Source organism: Ewingella americana (assembly GCF_006438725.1).
Classification (GTDB): Bacteria; Pseudomonadota; Gammaproteobacteria; order Enterobacterales; family Enterobacteriaceae; genus Ewingella; species Ewingella americana_A.
The window spans coordinates 76,598-91,800 of the sequence record NZ_RCZD01000009.1 but is presented as its reverse complement, the minus strand read 5'-3'; the positions used below and the strand labels follow the sequence as shown (position 1 = coordinate 91,800).

General features: G+C 51.4%; 14 protein-coding genes. 6 read left to right on the top strand and 8 right to left on the bottom strand.

The genetic code is table 11. The features are described from left to right. Positions 1–22: 22 nt before the first annotated feature. Positions 23–778, bottom strand: coding sequence for an FNR family transcription factor (locus EAH77_RS16760; RefSeq protein WP_140474090.1), 756 nt, complete (start codon positions 776–778; stop codon positions 23–25). Positions 779–973: 195 nt separating this feature from the next. Next, positions 974–1,558 carry a methylated-DNA--[protein]-cysteine S-methyltransferase gene (gene ogt, locus EAH77_RS16755; RefSeq protein ID WP_140473951.1) on the bottom strand — a complete coding sequence of 195 codons (585 nt, stop codon included), beginning with the start codon at positions 1,556–1,558 and terminating at the stop codon, positions 974–976. 135 nt (positions 1,559–1,693) lie between these two features. Between ogt and EAH77_RS16750 the strand changes: the two genes are divergently transcribed. After that, the gene (locus tag EAH77_RS16750; RefSeq protein ID WP_140473950.1) at positions 1,694–2,719 is read left to right on the top strand and encodes a TerC/Alx family metal homeostasis membrane protein; all 1,026 of its coding nucleotides are present in this window, start codon (positions 1,694–1,696) and stop codon (positions 2,717–2,719) included. A gap of 187 nt (positions 2,720–2,906) precedes the next feature. On the opposite strand, the gene EAH77_RS16745 is transcribed toward EAH77_RS16750, so the two are convergent. Further along, the gene (locus EAH77_RS16745; RefSeq protein WP_140473949.1) at positions 2,907–4,127 is read right to left on the bottom strand and encodes a glycosyl transferase; all 1,221 of its coding nucleotides are present in this window, start codon (positions 4,125–4,127) and stop codon (positions 2,907–2,909) included. Positions 4,128–4,223: 96 nt separating this feature from the next. Then, positions 4,224–5,024, bottom strand: coding sequence for a mannosyl-3-phosphoglycerate phosphatase-related protein (locus tag EAH77_RS16740; RefSeq protein WP_140473948.1), 801 nt, complete (start codon positions 5,022–5,024; stop codon positions 4,224–4,226). 370 nt (positions 5,025–5,394) lie between these two features. Here EAH77_RS16740 and apbE point away from each other — a divergent pair, with 370 nt between their 5' ends. Then, positions 5,395–6,423 (top strand): FAD:protein FMN transferase ApbE, encoded by a 1,029-nt coding sequence (gene apbE / locus EAH77_RS16735; RefSeq protein ID WP_140474089.1) that lies wholly within the window; start codon positions 5,395–5,397, stop codon positions 6,421–6,423. 6 nt (positions 6,424–6,429) lie between these two features. On the opposite strand, the gene glgX is transcribed toward apbE, so the two are convergent. Beyond that, a complete protein-coding gene (glgX, locus tag EAH77_RS16730) occupies positions 6,430–8,733 on the bottom strand; it encodes a glycogen debranching protein GlgX (RefSeq protein WP_140473947.1) in 2,304 nt (767 codons plus the stop codon). Between the two features lie 476 nt (positions 8,734–9,209). Here glgX and EAH77_RS16725 point away from each other — a divergent pair, with 476 nt between their 5' ends. The 3 genes from EAH77_RS16725 (at position 9,210) to cbl (ending at position 13,097) form a co-directional block, all read left to right on the top strand. Continuing rightward, positions 9,210–10,880, top strand: coding sequence for a fibronectin type III domain-containing protein (locus EAH77_RS16725; RefSeq protein ID WP_140473946.1), 1,671 nt, complete (start codon positions 9,210–9,212; stop codon positions 10,878–10,880). 156 nt (positions 10,881–11,036) lie between these two features. Beyond that, entirely contained in the window at positions 11,037–11,981 is a 945-nt protein-coding gene (locus EAH77_RS16720; RefSeq protein ID WP_140473945.1) for a 2-hydroxyacid dehydrogenase, read from the top strand. Positions 11,982–12,137: 156 nt separating this feature from the next. Next, a complete protein-coding gene (cbl, locus tag EAH77_RS16715) occupies positions 12,138–13,097 on the top strand; it encodes an HTH-type transcriptional regulator Cbl (RefSeq protein WP_140473944.1) in 960 nt (319 codons plus the stop codon). 50 nt (positions 13,098–13,147) lie between these two features. On the opposite strand, the gene EAH77_RS16710 is transcribed toward cbl, so the two are convergent. Further along, entirely contained in the window at positions 13,148–13,438 is a 291-nt protein-coding gene (locus EAH77_RS16710; protein WP_140474088.1) for a DUF1161 domain-containing protein, read from the bottom strand. Positions 13,439–13,548: 110 nt separating this feature from the next. Beyond that, entirely contained in the window at positions 13,549–13,920 is a 372-nt protein-coding gene (locus EAH77_RS16705) for a DUF1283 family protein (protein ID WP_140473943.1), read from the bottom strand. 128 nt (positions 13,921–14,048) lie between these two features. Between EAH77_RS16705 and EAH77_RS16700 the strand changes: the two genes are divergently transcribed. After that, the gene (locus EAH77_RS16700; protein ID WP_140473942.1) at positions 14,049–14,375 is read left to right on the top strand and encodes a YnfA family protein; all 327 of its coding nucleotides are present in this window, start codon (positions 14,049–14,051) and stop codon (positions 14,373–14,375) included. A 74-nt stretch (positions 14,376–14,449) separates the two neighbouring features. On the opposite strand, the gene ydfG is transcribed toward EAH77_RS16700, so the two are convergent. Then, positions 14,450–15,199 carry a bifunctional NADP-dependent 3-hydroxy acid dehydrogenase/3-hydroxypropionate dehydrogenase YdfG gene (gene ydfG / locus EAH77_RS16695; protein WP_140473941.1) on the bottom strand — a complete coding sequence of 250 codons (750 nt, stop codon included), beginning with the start codon at positions 15,197–15,199 and terminating at the stop codon, positions 14,450–14,452. Positions 15,200–15,203 lie beyond the last annotated feature (4 nt).

The window sequence follows — 15,203 nt, the reverse complement described above, 5'->3', positions numbered from 1 at the left end:
TTTGAAAATCCGACCAATAGGGTTATGCGGTAACGGCGACGGATTGACCGGCCAATTGAGAAAGCAAGGCATGATTCTCAATCGTAATATATTTGCCTTTAACGCTCAGCATTTCTGATTTCTGGAAACGCCCTAACAAACGGCTGATGGTTTCTACAGTCAAACCCAGATAATTACCGATGTCGCCACGGGTCATGGTCAGGCGGAATTCGCGCTGAGAAAAACCACGTTCGGCAAAACGGCGGGAGAGATTGTAAATAAATGCCGCCAATCTCTCTTCAGCATTTTTCTTCGACAACAGCAGAATCATATCCTGGTCGCCTTTTATTTCTCCGCTCATTAAACGCATAATTTGCTGACGCAAATTTGGCATTTTACCGGAGAGGTCATCCAGGGTTTCGAACGGTATTTCGCAAACCATTGATGTTTCTAGTGCCTGAGCAAAACTTGGGTGCTGTAAGCCCCCAATGGCATCGAAACCGACCAAATCACCTGCCAGATGAAAACCGGTGATTTGCTCATCACCCTGTTCTGTGATGGTGTAGCTCTTGATGGTCCCGGAACGGATGGCATACAGGGATTTCAACTCATCGCCCGCCTTGAACAGCGCCTGACCTTTTTGGATCGGCTTCTTCCTTTCGATAATGTTATCGAGCTGATCCAGCTCATGTTCATTAAGGGTGAAAGGAATACACAGCTGGCTAATGCTGCAATCCTGGCAGTGGATGGCACAACCACCAGATTGGATACGACGAATAATACGTTTTTCCGGGATCATAAGATTCACTCTGGCAATATTGATATGGGTCAATTTTAACATCTTTTGCCGGAATTGATAAGTAGGGCAATTAGGCGAAAAGGGCGAATTGATAAAAAACCCCGATTTTTAAGAGGTTTTTTTTATTATTATTTGATCTTGAACAACAAAAAAGGCCAATCGAGAATCAATAAGATTTAGAATGACTTTAATTCATTAAAAAAGTGATTTTTGTGGACTTTTCAAATAACCCTCATGAATCAATAACCACTTTTTCCTGTCCACGCCACCCGCATAGCCGGTCAGGGCACCGTTGCTGCCGATCACCCGGTGACAGGGCACTACCACACTTATAGGATTCGAACCGTTTGCCAGCCCGACTGCTCTTGATGCGCCGGGGTTGTCTAATTTTGCCGCCATTTGTCCGTATGTCATGATTTGTCCACAGGGGATCGTGCGCAGCATTTGCCACACTCTGCGCTGAAATTCTGTCCCGGCGGTCGCCACGGGCAGAGAGTCAATGGCATGTAAATCCCCAGAGAAATAATCCTGGATCCTCTGACGAACGGCAGCATCAACGCTATCCTGATTAAGGCTGAAACTGGTTTTTGCGCCAGATAACGTAATCTTGCTGCCCATCTCCTTGGGTGAAACCGCGACACCGTAGTGACGGACCAGTAATTGCAGGAGACGATGATGAAAATCAGCCCACTCCAACGCGCGCAGTTGCCCCTGCTGATCGGTGACAATTTCTAGTTCACCGAGCGGTGTATCAATGGTTTCACTCACTAAAGTCAGCATCAAATTTTCTCCAAAAAGGTGCGGCGACGATTATTACACGGAGCAATTCATTTTTCGACTTTCAATACCCAACACGCGCTCAACCCCTTACAATGTGAAACTTGTTTAGCTTTTGTTTACTTATCAGGACATGTAATGCCACCAGAGTCTTTGGGTTTTCCGCTGGAAACTACCGCTGTTTTTGTTGTCATCGCCGTATGTGCGCTGCTGATCGACATTTTTGCGCACCGCAGCCATAAGCCAATTGGCCTGAAGAGTGCTTCGCTCTGGACTCTTTTTTGGATCTTCGTGTCGCTGGCGTTTGCGGGTTTCCTCTATTTCCATCACGGCAAAGAAGTTGCCAGCCTGTTCCTGACCGGTTATGCCCTCGAGCAAGTCTTATCGATTGATAACCTGTTTGTGATTATGGCGATTTTCGCGTGGTTCAAAGTACCGGACGGTTATCGCCACCGAATTCTTTATTGGGGCGTTATCGGTGCCATCGTATTCCGTGGCATTTTTGTGGTGATCGGCACCAGCCTGCTGGCACTCGGCCCATGGGTAGAAATGGTGTTTGCGGTGATCATTCTGTGGACGGCTATTTTGATGATGCGCGCCGGGGATGATGATGACGCTTCGGAGGATTATTCCGACCACATCGCCAACCGTTTAGTGCGCCGTTTCTTTCCGGTCTATCCGAAACTTATTGGGGCGCACTTTCTGGTCAGCAGCGAGCAAATCGAAGCTGAATTGGCGAAACCTGAGAACAAAGACTTCAGTTTTCAGGTCAAGAAGGGCATCCGTTACGCCACGCCACTGCTGCTGTGCATCGCGGTGGTGGAGATTTCTGACGTGATGTTTGCATTCGACAGCGTACCTGCCGTGATCGCCGTCAGCCGCGAGCCGCTCATTGTTTATTCTGCCATGATGTTTGCGGTACTGGGGCTGCGTACGATGTATTTCGTGCTCGAAGCGCTGCGCAAATATCTGCGTCATCTGGAAAAATCGGTGATTTTCCTGCTGTTCTTTGTCGCGGCCAAACTGGCGTTGAATTCCAGCGACCATCTGTGGCATCACGGTTATAACATCAGCGCGCTGGCGAGTTTATATGTGGTGCTGGGCGTGTTGGCATTGGGTATTGTCGCCAGTCTGCTGTTCCCCGGGAAAAAAGCGGCCGTGTAAAAAATGGGTCTTCCCCGATCATGGTGGGAGACTCATAACCCCACCGGTCCGGCACGTCCTGTTAAGCCGTTCGATAAACGCGTTTGGCGTCAGCTTGCCCGGTTTGATAATTTCCGATAAAGGAACGGGACGCCAAAAGCGCCCCGTTTGATTTTTGCATCACCTGAGCGTGATCTGTCGTGCTCTTTTACACATCACCCTCATTATCTTGTTCTACCGCGTCATGCAGGCGTTCCAGCATATCGGGGAAGGCGGATTGCACACGGCTCCAGCTCGGAATAAACGGCTTCTCGCTTGGGGTATCCACAAAGGCCTGACCGGCTTCCATAATCGCACCCGAGAATAATTCCACCGCAGACTCTTCGCTGTGGCGGTCAAACGACAAACCGTTCATTTTGGCGTCATTCTCAAAGGCGTCGATCATATCCAGCGCGTTGCGGTAATAGGTGGCTTTGAGAATACGGAAAGACTCGCTGGTAATATTCACCCCAAGTATGGCCATCTTGCGGTACAGCGCTTTGGTAATATCAATACTCATGCGCTGTAAACCGTTGCTGGCATCCTCTTCCGACATCGGCTGATGCTTGTGATCGTAGTTATCAGCGATATCCACCTGGCAGATTCGCTTGGTGGCGGTATTGCGGTGCAACTCTGACAGCACGCCAATCTCCAGACCCCAGTCGCTCGGAATGCGCAAATCATTTAAGACGTCCGTACGCATGGCGAACTCACCGGAAAGCGGGTAGCGGAAAGAACGCAGGTATTCGAGGAAATCAGAATGCCCGTAAACGATTTGCAAAGATTTCAGCAGAGGGAAGACCAGCAGGCGCCCAACGCGGCCATTGAATTTGCCGTCAGCAACGCGGGCGTAATAGCCCTTACAGAAATCGTAGTGGAAGTTAGGATTGGCAACCGGGTACATCAGACGTGCCAGCATATCGCGGCTATACGTGACAATGTCACAATCGTGTAATCCAACGACCGAGGTACGGCGTGACGCCAACGTGTAACCCACGCAGAACCACACGTTACGTCCTTTGCCGGGTTCCATGGGGGATAACCCTTCCTTCTGTAACTCCTGGTCCAGGGCCGTCAGCCGCGGGCCATCATTCCATAAAATACGGTGGCGCTGTGGCAGACGGGAGAAAAATTCCCGGGCAAATAAAAACTGATCGCGGTCAGCGCGGTCCAGGCCTATCACAATCTCTTCCAGATAGGGCACTTTAGTCAGCTCATCCACAATTTTGGTCAATGCCGGGCCTTCAAGTTCAGAAAAGAGCGAAGGCAGAATCAACCCCATCGATCGGCGACCGGAAAACACTTGCAGGTCATACTCCAACTCTTCCGTCTTACGGTGAGTCAGGTTATGGAAATTTGTAATGACACCATCCTGATAAAAATCGCTCATGCGTTACTCTCCAATTTTAGTTTTGGTAAAATCATTGGAATCAAAGTGAAACCACAACAGCCATTCCGTTTGCTTTCCCTTAAGAAAATCTGAATTTCACTTCACAGCAATAAAATGATCCAGCCCTTGCCTCCAGCCTTCTGGCCCATACAGCGTCGTACGAAATACCTTTTCTTCTTCTTTTGTTAACGGAATATCCAGACTGTGATGGCCCCGAATCACCACAGCAAAATCCACCGCTTCAAGCATCGAGATATCATTCGGGCCATCTCCCAGGCCCAAGGTTATGGCCGGTTTTCCACGTCGTTGTGGGTACTGCTCACTTAGCCAGCGCACTGCGGCGCCTTTTCCGGCATCCTTGCCCATGACATGCCAGAATCTTCCGCCACGGGTCATCGCCAGTCCTTCTTGCGCCAACATTTTTTCCATGCGTGACAAATCCAGTGAGCTGCCAAACCAGATCAGGGGTTCAGAGGCGTTCCGTTGCATTGCCCGTTTTGCGTCGGCCAGCGACAGTCCGGTCCAGTCAGAGACCTGCTGAGGCTGAACATCACCAAAACCGCGAAATTCAAAATCATAACGCTTACGCAGGTCCACCAACACCTCACGGATGTGCGCGTAATCTGTCCCAATCAGGTGATGAGCGACGTTATTTTCATCCGGCAAATGAATCAGTGCGCCATTTTCAGCAATAAAGGGCAGGTGGTTAAGCTGTAGAGCGTGCTGCAATGACGAGACTTCCGCCGAGGTTTTACTGGTGGTAATGATCACCGGAATATCATGCTCTGCCAGCTGGTCAAGCCATGCCTGCGCGGGGGTCCAACTGTAATCATGGTGGTCAAGCAGTGAACCATCGAGGTCGGTAAAAACAATCAGGGGATCATCAAGGTACAGCATTATTTCTCCTCAATTTTATTAAGGAACCTAATATAACCACAGCGGATTATTTCCTGTCCCAATGAATGAGTATATACGGAAAAATCAGATTTATTGGTTGAGGGCAGTCTGCACAGGCTTTTGCTTGAAGGGGTTGAGCCGCAAGTCCTGGGCACTCACGAGCGTTTTCATCACGGTGCCGATAGCGCAATATTCAGGTAAAATAGTCCAGCAATAAGAGGATAATGGCCGTCAATGGCCGCTGTTGATCCCTGGTTTAAGTACGTTCCATTACTGTTCAGACCCTTTATGCCGCCTTTTCGGTGCGCAGCGGTTATTTCTAAGCGAGTTATTTATGCCTGATTCACAACATCCCTTCCTTCGACAGAGCATGCGCCTTACCTGTGTCATTGTCGGTATCACGCTGCTGGCCTCCTGTGACAACGTCACGGAAAAAACCCGCAACACACTGGTCATTGAAGGCAAAACCATGGGGACGTTTTACCGTGTCAGTCTGGCTGGCGTCGATAACCGCCGTGAAGCTGCACTGCGGCAGCAAATCGAAGCGCAACTGGCCGAAGATGATCACCAGCTTTCAACCTACAAAGAAGATTCGGTGTTATCGCAATTCAATCAATATCAGGGCAACGTACCGCAACCGATCAGCGCAGGTATGGCGGATGCCATCGTGACGTCGCTGCGTATTGGACAGAAAACATCAGGTGCAATGGACATTACCGTCGGGCCACTGGTAAACCTGTGGGGTTTTGGGCCGAAAAAACAACCGATTAAAACCCCGTCCGACGCACAGATCGACGCGGCGCGCGGGGAGATCGGTTTGCAGCATTTGAAGGTGATCCAGCAGGGAGACGGCCAGTATCTGCAAAAAGATCTGCCGGGAATGTATGTTGACTTATCAACCGTGGGCGAAGGTTATGCGACGGACCATTTGGCACGCCTGATTGAAAGTAATGGCATCAGTAACTATCTGGTGTCAGTAGGCGGCGCGGTGGTCTCTCGCGGTGACAATGCTAAAGGTAAACCCTGGCAGGTGGCTATTCAGAAACCGACCGACAAAGAGACCGCCGTTCAGGCGATTGTCGACTTGCAGGGTATGGGCATCAGCACGTCAGGCAGCTATAGCAACTATTACGAGCTGGATGGTAAACGGCTGTCACACATTATTGATCCCGCGACCGGTCATCCTATTACCCATAAACTGGTTTCTGCCACCGTGATCGCCCCGACGGCGCTGGAAGCTGACGGCTGGGACACCGGCCTGATGGTGCTGGGCACGAAAAAAGCCATGGCGCTGGCCGAGAAAGAGCATCTGGCGGTCTACCTGATCACGAAAAAAGGCGACAGCTTTGAAGTTCACATGACGCCGCAGTTTAAAGCCTATCTGAAAGCGCCAGAGTAATGCCGGTTAAAGGTCGTTGATAAGCGAGTGCTTCGCGGTACTGATTAACTCAAACAACGCCACGGTGCGTGATGGGCAGATATATTCACGACCAAAATCAAAATTATGTTCATTCACGTCATCCGGCTGGAAGGTATCGAAGACATGCCGCCAGCCTTCACCATGTGCCACCGAAGGCAGGCTGAACACCACTTCTTCGTGTGATGCGTTGAACAACAGCAATACCGTACTTAGCGAACCATAACGCAGCAGGCCGGTCGGTTGCGCGCGGCCATCAAGTAACATCGCGATGCTTTTGGCGTGCGGATCTGCCCAGGCGGCATCGTTCATCTCTTCGCCGCGTGGCTCGAACCAGCTGACATCTTTCACGTTTAACTTTTCATGGACCGCACCGGTCAGAAACCGGCCCCGATGCAGGATCGGGAAACGCTTTCTCAGCGCAATCAGCCGGTAGGTGAACAGGATCATCGATTTACCTTTCTCTTCGATATTCCAGTTCACCCACGCGATCTCGGTATCCTGACAATAGGCATTGTTATTGCCGTGTTGCGAACGGGCGAACTCATCGCCTGCCAGTAGCATCGGCGTCCCCTGCGAAAACAGCAACGTTGCCAACATGTTTCTCATCTGACGCAGGCGCAGTTCACTGATCGACGGATCTTCCGTCGACCCTTCGGCCCCGTAATTGGCGGAAATATTATTGTTACTGCCGTCTTTGCCCTCTTCGCCGTTGGCCTCGTTATGCTTATTTTCATACGACACCAGATCGTTGAGCGTAAAGCCGTCGTGTGCGGTGATGAAATTGACCGAGGCGTACGGCTTACGCCCACGATGATTGAAGATATCCGCCGAACCGGACAGCCGGGTGGCAAACTGCGCCAGCTGCCCTTCGTCACCGCGCCAGAATGTGCGCACCGAGTCACGGAAACGGTCGTTCCACTCAGTCCAGCCCGGTGGGAAACCGCCCACCTGATAACCTCCCGGGCCGCAGTCCCAGGGTTCGGCTATCAATTTGCACTGGCTGAGGATCGGGTCCTGACGGCAGGTGTCGAGAAAACCGCAGCCTTCGTCAAAACCATAACTTTCACGGCCGAGAATGGTCGCCAAATCGAAGCGAAAACCGTCCACCTGCATCTCGGTCGCCCAATAGCGCAGCGAGTCGGTGACCATCTGCAATACCCGTGGGTGGCTGAGGTTGAGCGTATTGCCGGTGCCGGTATCGTTGATGTAATAGCGCTTATTGTCGGGCATCAGTCGATAGTAGCTGGCATTGTCGATGCCTTTAAACGACAGCGTCGGGCCAAGTTCATTGCCTTCTGCTGTGTGGTTGTAGACCACATCGAGGATCACTTCTATCTCTGCGGCGTGCAGCGTAGCAATCATCTGCTTAAACTCATTGACCGTCTGCGTCGCCATATATTGCGGGTGCGGGGCGAAAAAACTCAGCGTGTTGTAGCCCCAAAAATTATGCAGGCCTTTCTCCTGTAAATGACGGTCATCAGTAAACGCGTGAATTGGCATTAGTTCGATGGAAGTGATCCCCAACGATTTGATGTAATCGACAATTTGCGGCGTACTCAGCCCGGAGAAGGTCCCGCGCATATGCTCAGGCACTGCGGGATGGCGCATGGTATAGCCACGTACATGCGTTTCGTAAATCAGCGTCTCTTCCCACGGAATATGATTTTTTCGCGAACGCGCCCATGAAAACGCGGGATCAATCACCCGGCATTTAGGCAAAAATTCAGCGCTGTCACGATTATCAATGTGCAGATCTTTTTTATCACTCTGCATGTCATAGGCGAACAGGGCATCGTCCCATTTCAGTTCACCAACAATCTGCTTGGCGTAGGGGTCCAGCAGCAGTTTGGCCGGATTGAAGCGATGCCCGTCGTGCGGCGCGTACGGGCCGTGAACACGGTAAGCATACAGCAGACCGGGACGCGCATCGGGCAGGTAACCGTGCCACACCTCGTCGGTATATTCGGGTAACTCAATCACGTCATACTGCTCACCGAGATCGTTGAACAGGCACAGTTCGACTTTGGTGGCATGAGCGGAGAACAGCGCAAAATTAACGCCCAGACCGTCCCAGGTGGATCCCAGAGGGACCGGCAATCCTTCGCGCACGCGGGTGCGGTGGCTGGAGTCAAAACCTTTGACGATTTCGCCATCACTATAAGGATGAATGATACGTACACCGGCGGCATCAACGGCGATATCAACCTGAGCCTGGCTCAGGGCACGCTGTGGGGATTCGGGAAGGGCGGTGGTCGGTTTGCTGGCTTTTTTTGTGGGATTTTTTGCCATTCTTGTCGTCACTCCTGCACAGGGAAACCAGGATAAATCCTGACGGAAAATTGAGCGAAGCACGCTCGTGCCCGAAATGGCATCGGCACAAACTCACCAAGGAGTGTAGTCGGATTTTTAGAATTTCACTGCTAAAGCGCTCAGCTACTGATCCATGACATTTAAAACAGTGGCAAAAAAGAGGCAAAACAGAAGAAAAACAGAGTCTCTATTCACCCGTCAGGGTTTCTCAATAATGCCTGCTCCAGGAGATTTATTTTCTCAATGATGCAAAATAGAAAACGCTTAAATTATTAATTATATTCGATTTTAATGCCGACGAATTTATTGAGACGTTGTGATTTTTACTTTCTGTTTTCTGCCCGAATACTGACTCCAGGGAAAGCAGAACAATTTCATGATGCCGGATTTCATTCTTCCGGCTGTTTCTGACTTTCGCACATCGAGTCACTTACATTTATGCGGAGTTAAGCGTTATGAGCACGACTAAACAGAAGTACATGGTTTCTGCAGCATGGGAAAATGCAGATGACGTCTGGTCAGCAGCCTGTTTCATCGATGTTTTTAATATGACTGATGAAGATCTTAAGTCTGGAAAAGTGGAATTCACCATTGATAAGAGCCAAAGCGCGTCTGCCAATCAAAATTTCAATTTCGAAACTTATACAAGCCCGATCAAAGGCACGTTGATTGATGATTGCGGCGTGATCCCAGCCGGTGGCAAAGGTACCTTTGCTATCATGATCGGCAACAATACTGGCGTCAGCATTGGTAACTTGCCGCAGGGTTTCAAAGTCAATGGTGAGGCTGCAGATCAGGTCGCCGATACCGTTGCGCCTACCGTACCTAAGGATCTGAAAGTATTGGCCTCCGGCGCGGTGATGTTAAGTATTGGCTGGACTGCATCGACAGATAACGTGATGGTAGCGGGCTACCAGGTCACTTACACCAACACCAAAACTAAAGTCGCTAACACGCTGAAAACCAAAAGTAACTCCCTGACGCTGGTCGGTCTGACCACGCAAACGGCTTACAGCATTCAGGTGCGTGCTTATGACCTGGCGGGTAACTTCTCAGCAAACTCTACAGCGCTGAATGTGACCACTGACAAACCGTTACCCGACGCGGGTGACTACAGCTTCAACCACGCACCTTTTATGGACTTCACCGGCTGGCCAACACCGCGCCCGAGCGTATTCGGTCAAGCGTCTGGGCTGAAAGCCTACACTTTGGGCTTTATTACAGCGGCAGACATGAATCAGGGCCAGGGCGCACCAAACTACCGTCCTTGCTGGGGTGGGCTGGTGAGCATTACGGATGCCAATGTTTCTGATTACGGCCAGGAATACACAGCGGATGCAACGGTTTCAGATTACGGCAAAGCGGATATCGCGGCATTCCGTGCCGCCGGTGGTGATGTGGCAATTTCCTTCGGTGGTGCGAACTCTAACTTCCTCGAAGAGCACATCACGGACATCAGCGTGCTGGCGGATCTTTATCAGCAAGTACTGGATAACTACGGTGTGACTCATATCGACTTCGATATTGAGGGCGGTGCACTGCAGGCGACAGAAGTGTTGACCCGTTTGCTTGCTACCATGTCTGTCGTGCAGAAGAATAACCCGGCACTGCAAATCGCCTTCACCTTGCCAGTCGATGGCCAGACGTCACTCGATTCACAAGGGCTGACCTCCTTCGGTATCGATTTCGTTCAGATGGTTTACGATACTGGCCTGCAACCGGCGCTGTTCAATGCGATGTCGATGGACTTCGGTGACGTCGCGCCGCCACCGGATATGTACACCGGGGTTGAAGTGTCTATGTTGGCGATGCACCGTCAGATTAAAGCCATCTTTACCGAATGGTCCGATGAAAAACTGTGGCGTCGTATCGGTGTAACACCGATGTTTGGTATCAACGATACCGGCCCAAGTTTTACCGTGGAACATATGAAGAAATTGGTTACGTTGGCGCAAAAATACAACTTCGCCATGATCTCCGGTTGGGATGCGACCCGCGATTACAACCAGGGTCTGGAAATGTGTCATACCGACGATCACAACAATCTGTACCAATGTACATATGAAGGCACAGTTTCTTATGCCTACAGCAAGATTATCGCCACCTATCAACATAAGGCGGTGTAACGAGGTCCTTAACGACGGAACGGAATCCTTGTAACTCTTGTCTATTTTTGCCGGTGTGAACCCTTCACACCGGCTTTTTTCGTTACGTTTTTTTTCACAGAAAACCGGCCGGTTGCGCTATAAATTCATTTTGCGTTTCTTTTATCAGGAGCTGTCATGAGCATTGCGCTGCTAAGCCACGTCGATCTCGACGAAGGTTACCCCGCACGGTATGAAGAAGCAGGATTCACTCTGCATTACGCCACGACGGCGCTCAGTCGCGCCACTATTGCCCCCGAATTAGCCTCGCAGATCCGTGCAGTGCTGACCATCGGCAGCATCGGACTGAATGCCGATGAAATGGATAAATTGCCCAGTCTGGAAATTATCTGTGCGCAAGGTGTGGGTTTTGAACAGATCGATACGGCGGCAGCGGCACAGCGTGGCATTACGGTGACCCACGGGCCAGGTACCAATAACGCTGCGGTGGCCGATCACGCACTGGCACTGATGCTGGCCATCACCCGCCATATTCCACAGATGGACGCCGCCGTGCGCCGGGGGGAATGGACGCGCGCGCGCTGGAATGTGCCGGGCATGTCCGGCAAAAAGGTGGGCATTATTGGTCTGGGCAATATTGGCGAGCAAATTGCCTTGCGCTGCGCGGGAGGCTTTAACATGGCCGTGGGGTATCACAACCGCCATCCGTTGAATAACAGCCCGTGGCGCTATTTTGACACCATCACGCAGCTGGCACAGTGGGCGGATTATCTGGTTGTGGCCACTCCGGGCGGTAAGGGTACGGCGAAACTGGTGGATGCCGCTGTTTTGCAGGCGCTTGGCGAACGTGGATTTTTAATCAACATTGCGCGGGGAAGTGTGGTGGACAGCGCTGCGCTGATTGCCAGCCTGCAGCATAAACAGATCGCCGGTGCCGCGCTGGACGTGGTTGACGGCGAACCGACGGTGCCCGCCGACATGTTGCCTCTGGCCAATCTGGTGCTGACCCCGCATATCGCCGGACGTTCACCCGAAGCCGTGGACAACATGATGTCTCTGGTGATCCAAAATCTGACCGCTCATTTCGCCGGTCAGCCAGTAGCCACGCCCGTTCCAGTCTGACATCTTGCCTGTTATCTCTTTCTGAACGCCGGTTTCCGGCGTTTTCTCAGCGGCTTTAGTCGGAAAAAGCATAAGTAACCGTTTTTTCGTATTTGTCCTGCGCTGCGACAGACCGTAACAATAGGGTAACGTTACGTAAAAAAGAGGCAGAACACGGTGAATTTCCAACAGCTAAAAATCATTCGCGAATCAGCGAGATGCAACTACAACCTGACGGAAGTTTCCAACATGTTGTTCACCTCGCAATCTGGCGTCAGTCGCCATATTCGCGAATTGGAAGATGAGCTTGGCGTGGAGATTTTCATTCGCCGGGGCAAACGCCTTCTGGGTCTGACCGAGCCAGGCAAAGAGTTACTGGCCGTCGCCGAACGCATTCTCAACGAAGCGCAAAATATTCGCCGCCTGGCGGATATCTTCTCCAAAGAGGATGCGGGGGTGTTGACCATCGCCACGACGCACACACAGGCGCGTTACAGCCTGCCGAAAGTGATCAAAGCATTCAGGGCAATCTATCCGGGTGTGCGGCTCGAATTGCAGCAGGGATCGCCGCAGGAAGTGTTGGCGATGTTGTTGGGCGGTCAGGCGGACATCGGCATTGCCAGCGAGAAGCTGATCAATGATCCGGCCGTGGCATCGTTTCCCTATTACCGCTGGCACCATGCAATTGTCGTTCCCGACGGGCATCCGCTCATCAACCAGCAACCGGTGACCCTGCAACAACTCAGTGAGCACGCGTTGATCACCTACCGCCAGGGCATTACGGGCCGTTCCCGCATTGATGAAGCGTTCAGCCGTGGGGCATTAAATGCGGATGTGGTCCTCAGTGCGCAGGATTCCGATGTGGTAAAAACTTACGTCGAACTGGGATTAGGCGTGGGTATTGTGGCTGACAAAGCCTTTGAAGCTGAGCGCGACAGCGGCCTGACGCTGCTCAATGCCGAGCATCTGTTTGAAGCCAATACGGTGTGGCTGGGGCTGAAAAGGGCGCAGTTACAACGTAACTATGTCTGGCGTTTTATTGAGCTTTGTAACCCAAGGTTGTCGGTCAGTGAAATCAAAGAGAAGGTATTTGCGCAGCCACAGGAGAGTGAAGTGGTGATTGATTATCAGATTTGAGGGGAAATTCGCTGCTTCCCCCGCCGAAACGGGGGAAGTGAGTGAGGTCTTTAGTTACTTGGCGCATCCTGACTTGTGCCTGTTTTGGCACTGTCATCCACGCTGTCTGAGGTTTTAGTGTAGATGATCTTCTGGGTATCGCTCTGACAGTGGCCTACAACCTGGCCACCGGCTTTATCGGCCTGGTCATTCGGCACGATATCCAGTTTGAAATTGGATTCCGGTAAGCCATTGGCAACGATTTTCTGGGTGATATCTGCTTTAACGGTTTCACATGTTGCCTGAGCCGCTAAAGGTGCGAGGGCCAGAATGGCCAGTCCTGCTAACAGTGTTTTTTTCATCATCCAATCCTTTTATGATTTTTACGTAATGAGAAAGACCGTATTAATCAGTTTAGCATCTAAGACGCGACAGAGGACGCCGATCGCGCTTTTAGTGTATTAACGCAGTCTTACGGCGCTAACAACTGGCGACCCGTGCGGCGATCAAGGCAACGTTCAGAGTTTGGCTCCCAGTAGGCATTTAGATTCTGGCTGGCCTGGCATTTATCGCGCAGATCAACGGCCTGATCGAACTTATTGAAACTCTTGGTGGCGCGCTGGTTGATGGATCTACGCAACTCCTGGGTATCATTCCACTGCTCTTTGCTCTGGCGCGCATCTTCATTATTGATCGCATCATTGCCTGACCCACTAAACACGCAGGTACCACCGCCCGCGCAATTACTGGCAGCCTGTGCCGAAACCTGCCAACTTGCCGCCATGACCAGCAGGGCGACCGGTAACAACCGGCGAGTCATTCGGGTCATAAACATTGTATTCATTAGCTCTTCCTTATAGGTTTACATATCGCTCAGGCGAATACATAAATTATAACATCGCAACCAGTTACGTCACCCTTTGACGAGCCACTGATTGTTTTCTTATTTAATGACGGACTGTAAACCTCGCTATGTTCAAGACCTCTTTACTCTTTTTTGCCACGGCACTGGCGGAAATCATCGGCTGCTTTTTACCCTATATGTGGCTGCGAAAAGGGGCGAGTGTCTGGTTGTTGTTTCCGGCGGCGCTTAGTCTGGCACTGTTTGTCTGGCTGCTGACGCTGCATCCGGCGGCAAGCGGGCGGGTTTATGCGGCCTACGGCGGAGTGTACGTGATGACCGCAATGTTGTGGCTGTATTTTGTCGATGGCGTCAAACTCAGCCATACCGATTGGCTGGGTGCCTGCGTGGCACTGGCGGGAATGTTGATCATTGCCTCCGGCTGGAAAGCCGGGTAAGCCGCATTCCTGATGAAAATTGGGACATAAAAAAAGCGCCAAAGGGCGCTTTTTTGTTAAGTACCGCAACCGTATTACGCGTCGCGGTGAACCTGTAAACCCGCCAGAGACTGGCTGACCGGCATCATTTCAATGCTGTTGATATTGACGTGTGCAGGCAGAGTTGAAACCCAAAAAACAGACTCAGCCACATCAGCGGCGGTCAGTGGATTGGCGTTGTCGTAGGTTTTGCTGGCTTTCTCGTCGTCACCCTTAAAGCGCACGTTGGAGAATTCCGTCCCGCCACACAGGCCCGGTTCGATATTGGTGACGCGAACGTGGGTGCCGTGCAGATCAGTACGCAGGTTATAACTGAACTGACGTACGAAAGCTTTGGTCGCGCCATAGACGTTGCCGCCGGCATACGGCCAGTTACCGGCAGTGGAACCGATATTGATGATGTGACCGATATTACGCTCAACCATACCTGGCAGCACGGCACGGGTCATGTACACCAGACCTTTGGCGTTAGTGTCGATCATACTTTCCCAGTCATCCAGATCGGCTTTATCGGCTTTTTCCAGACCCAGTGCCAGACCGGCGTTGTTGACCAGCACATCGATATTGCGCCATTCGGCAGGCAGTGCGGCGATGGCTTCTTCAATCGACGCGCGGTTGGTCACATCGAGTTGCACGACATAAAGGGCATCGCCCAATTCAGTTTTCAACGTGTCCAGACGCTCTTTACGACGGCCGCTTGCAATCACTTTATGGCCGGATTTTACAAATTTACGTGCGATTTCAGCACCAAAGCCAGCGGTTGCGCCGGTTACAAAAATAATCATCCCA

Excerpts from the sequence above, each read along its gene's own strand:
- EAH77_RS16760 (WP_140474090.1), bottom strand. The coding sequence starts at position 778 with ATGATCCCGGAAAAACGTATTATTCGTCGTATCCAATCTGGTGGTTGT.
- ogt (WP_140473951.1), bottom strand. The coding sequence starts at position 1,558 with ATGCTGACTTTAGTGAGTGAAACCATTGATACACCGCTCGGTGAACTA.
- EAH77_RS16750 (WP_140473950.1), top strand. The coding sequence starts at position 1,694 with ATGCCACCAGAGTCTTTGGGTTTTCCGCTGGAAACTACCGCTGTTTTT.
- EAH77_RS16745 (WP_140473949.1), bottom strand. The coding sequence starts at position 4,127 with ATGAGCGATTTTTATCAGGATGGTGTCATTACAAATTTCCATAACCTG.
- EAH77_RS16740 (WP_140473948.1), bottom strand. The coding sequence starts at position 5,024 with ATGCTGTACCTTGATGATCCCCTGATTGTTTTTACCGACCTCGATGGT.
- apbE (WP_140474089.1), top strand. The coding sequence starts at position 5,395 with ATGCGCCTTACCTGTGTCATTGTCGGTATCACGCTGCTGGCCTCCTGT.
- glgX (WP_140473947.1), bottom strand. The coding sequence starts at position 8,733 with ATGGCAAAAAATCCCACAAAAAAAGCCAGCAAACCGACCACCGCCCTT.
- EAH77_RS16725 (WP_140473946.1), top strand. The coding sequence starts at position 9,210 with ATGAGCACGACTAAACAGAAGTACATGGTTTCTGCAGCATGGGAAAAT.
- EAH77_RS16720 (WP_140473945.1), top strand. The coding sequence starts at position 11,037 with ATGAGCATTGCGCTGCTAAGCCACGTCGATCTCGACGAAGGTTACCCC.
- EAH77_RS16710 (WP_140474088.1), bottom strand. The coding sequence starts at position 13,438 with ATGAAAAAAACACTGTTAGCAGGACTGGCCATTCTGGCCCTCGCACCT.
- EAH77_RS16705 (WP_140473943.1), bottom strand. The coding sequence starts at position 13,920 with ATGAATACAATGTTTATGACCCGAATGACTCGCCGGTTGTTACCGGTC.
- EAH77_RS16700 (WP_140473942.1), top strand. The coding sequence starts at position 14,049 with ATGTTCAAGACCTCTTTACTCTTTTTTGCCACGGCACTGGCGGAAATC.
- ydfG (WP_140473941.1), bottom strand. The coding sequence starts at position 15,199 with ATGATTATTTTTGTAACCGGCGCAACCGCTGGCTTTGGTGCTGAAATC.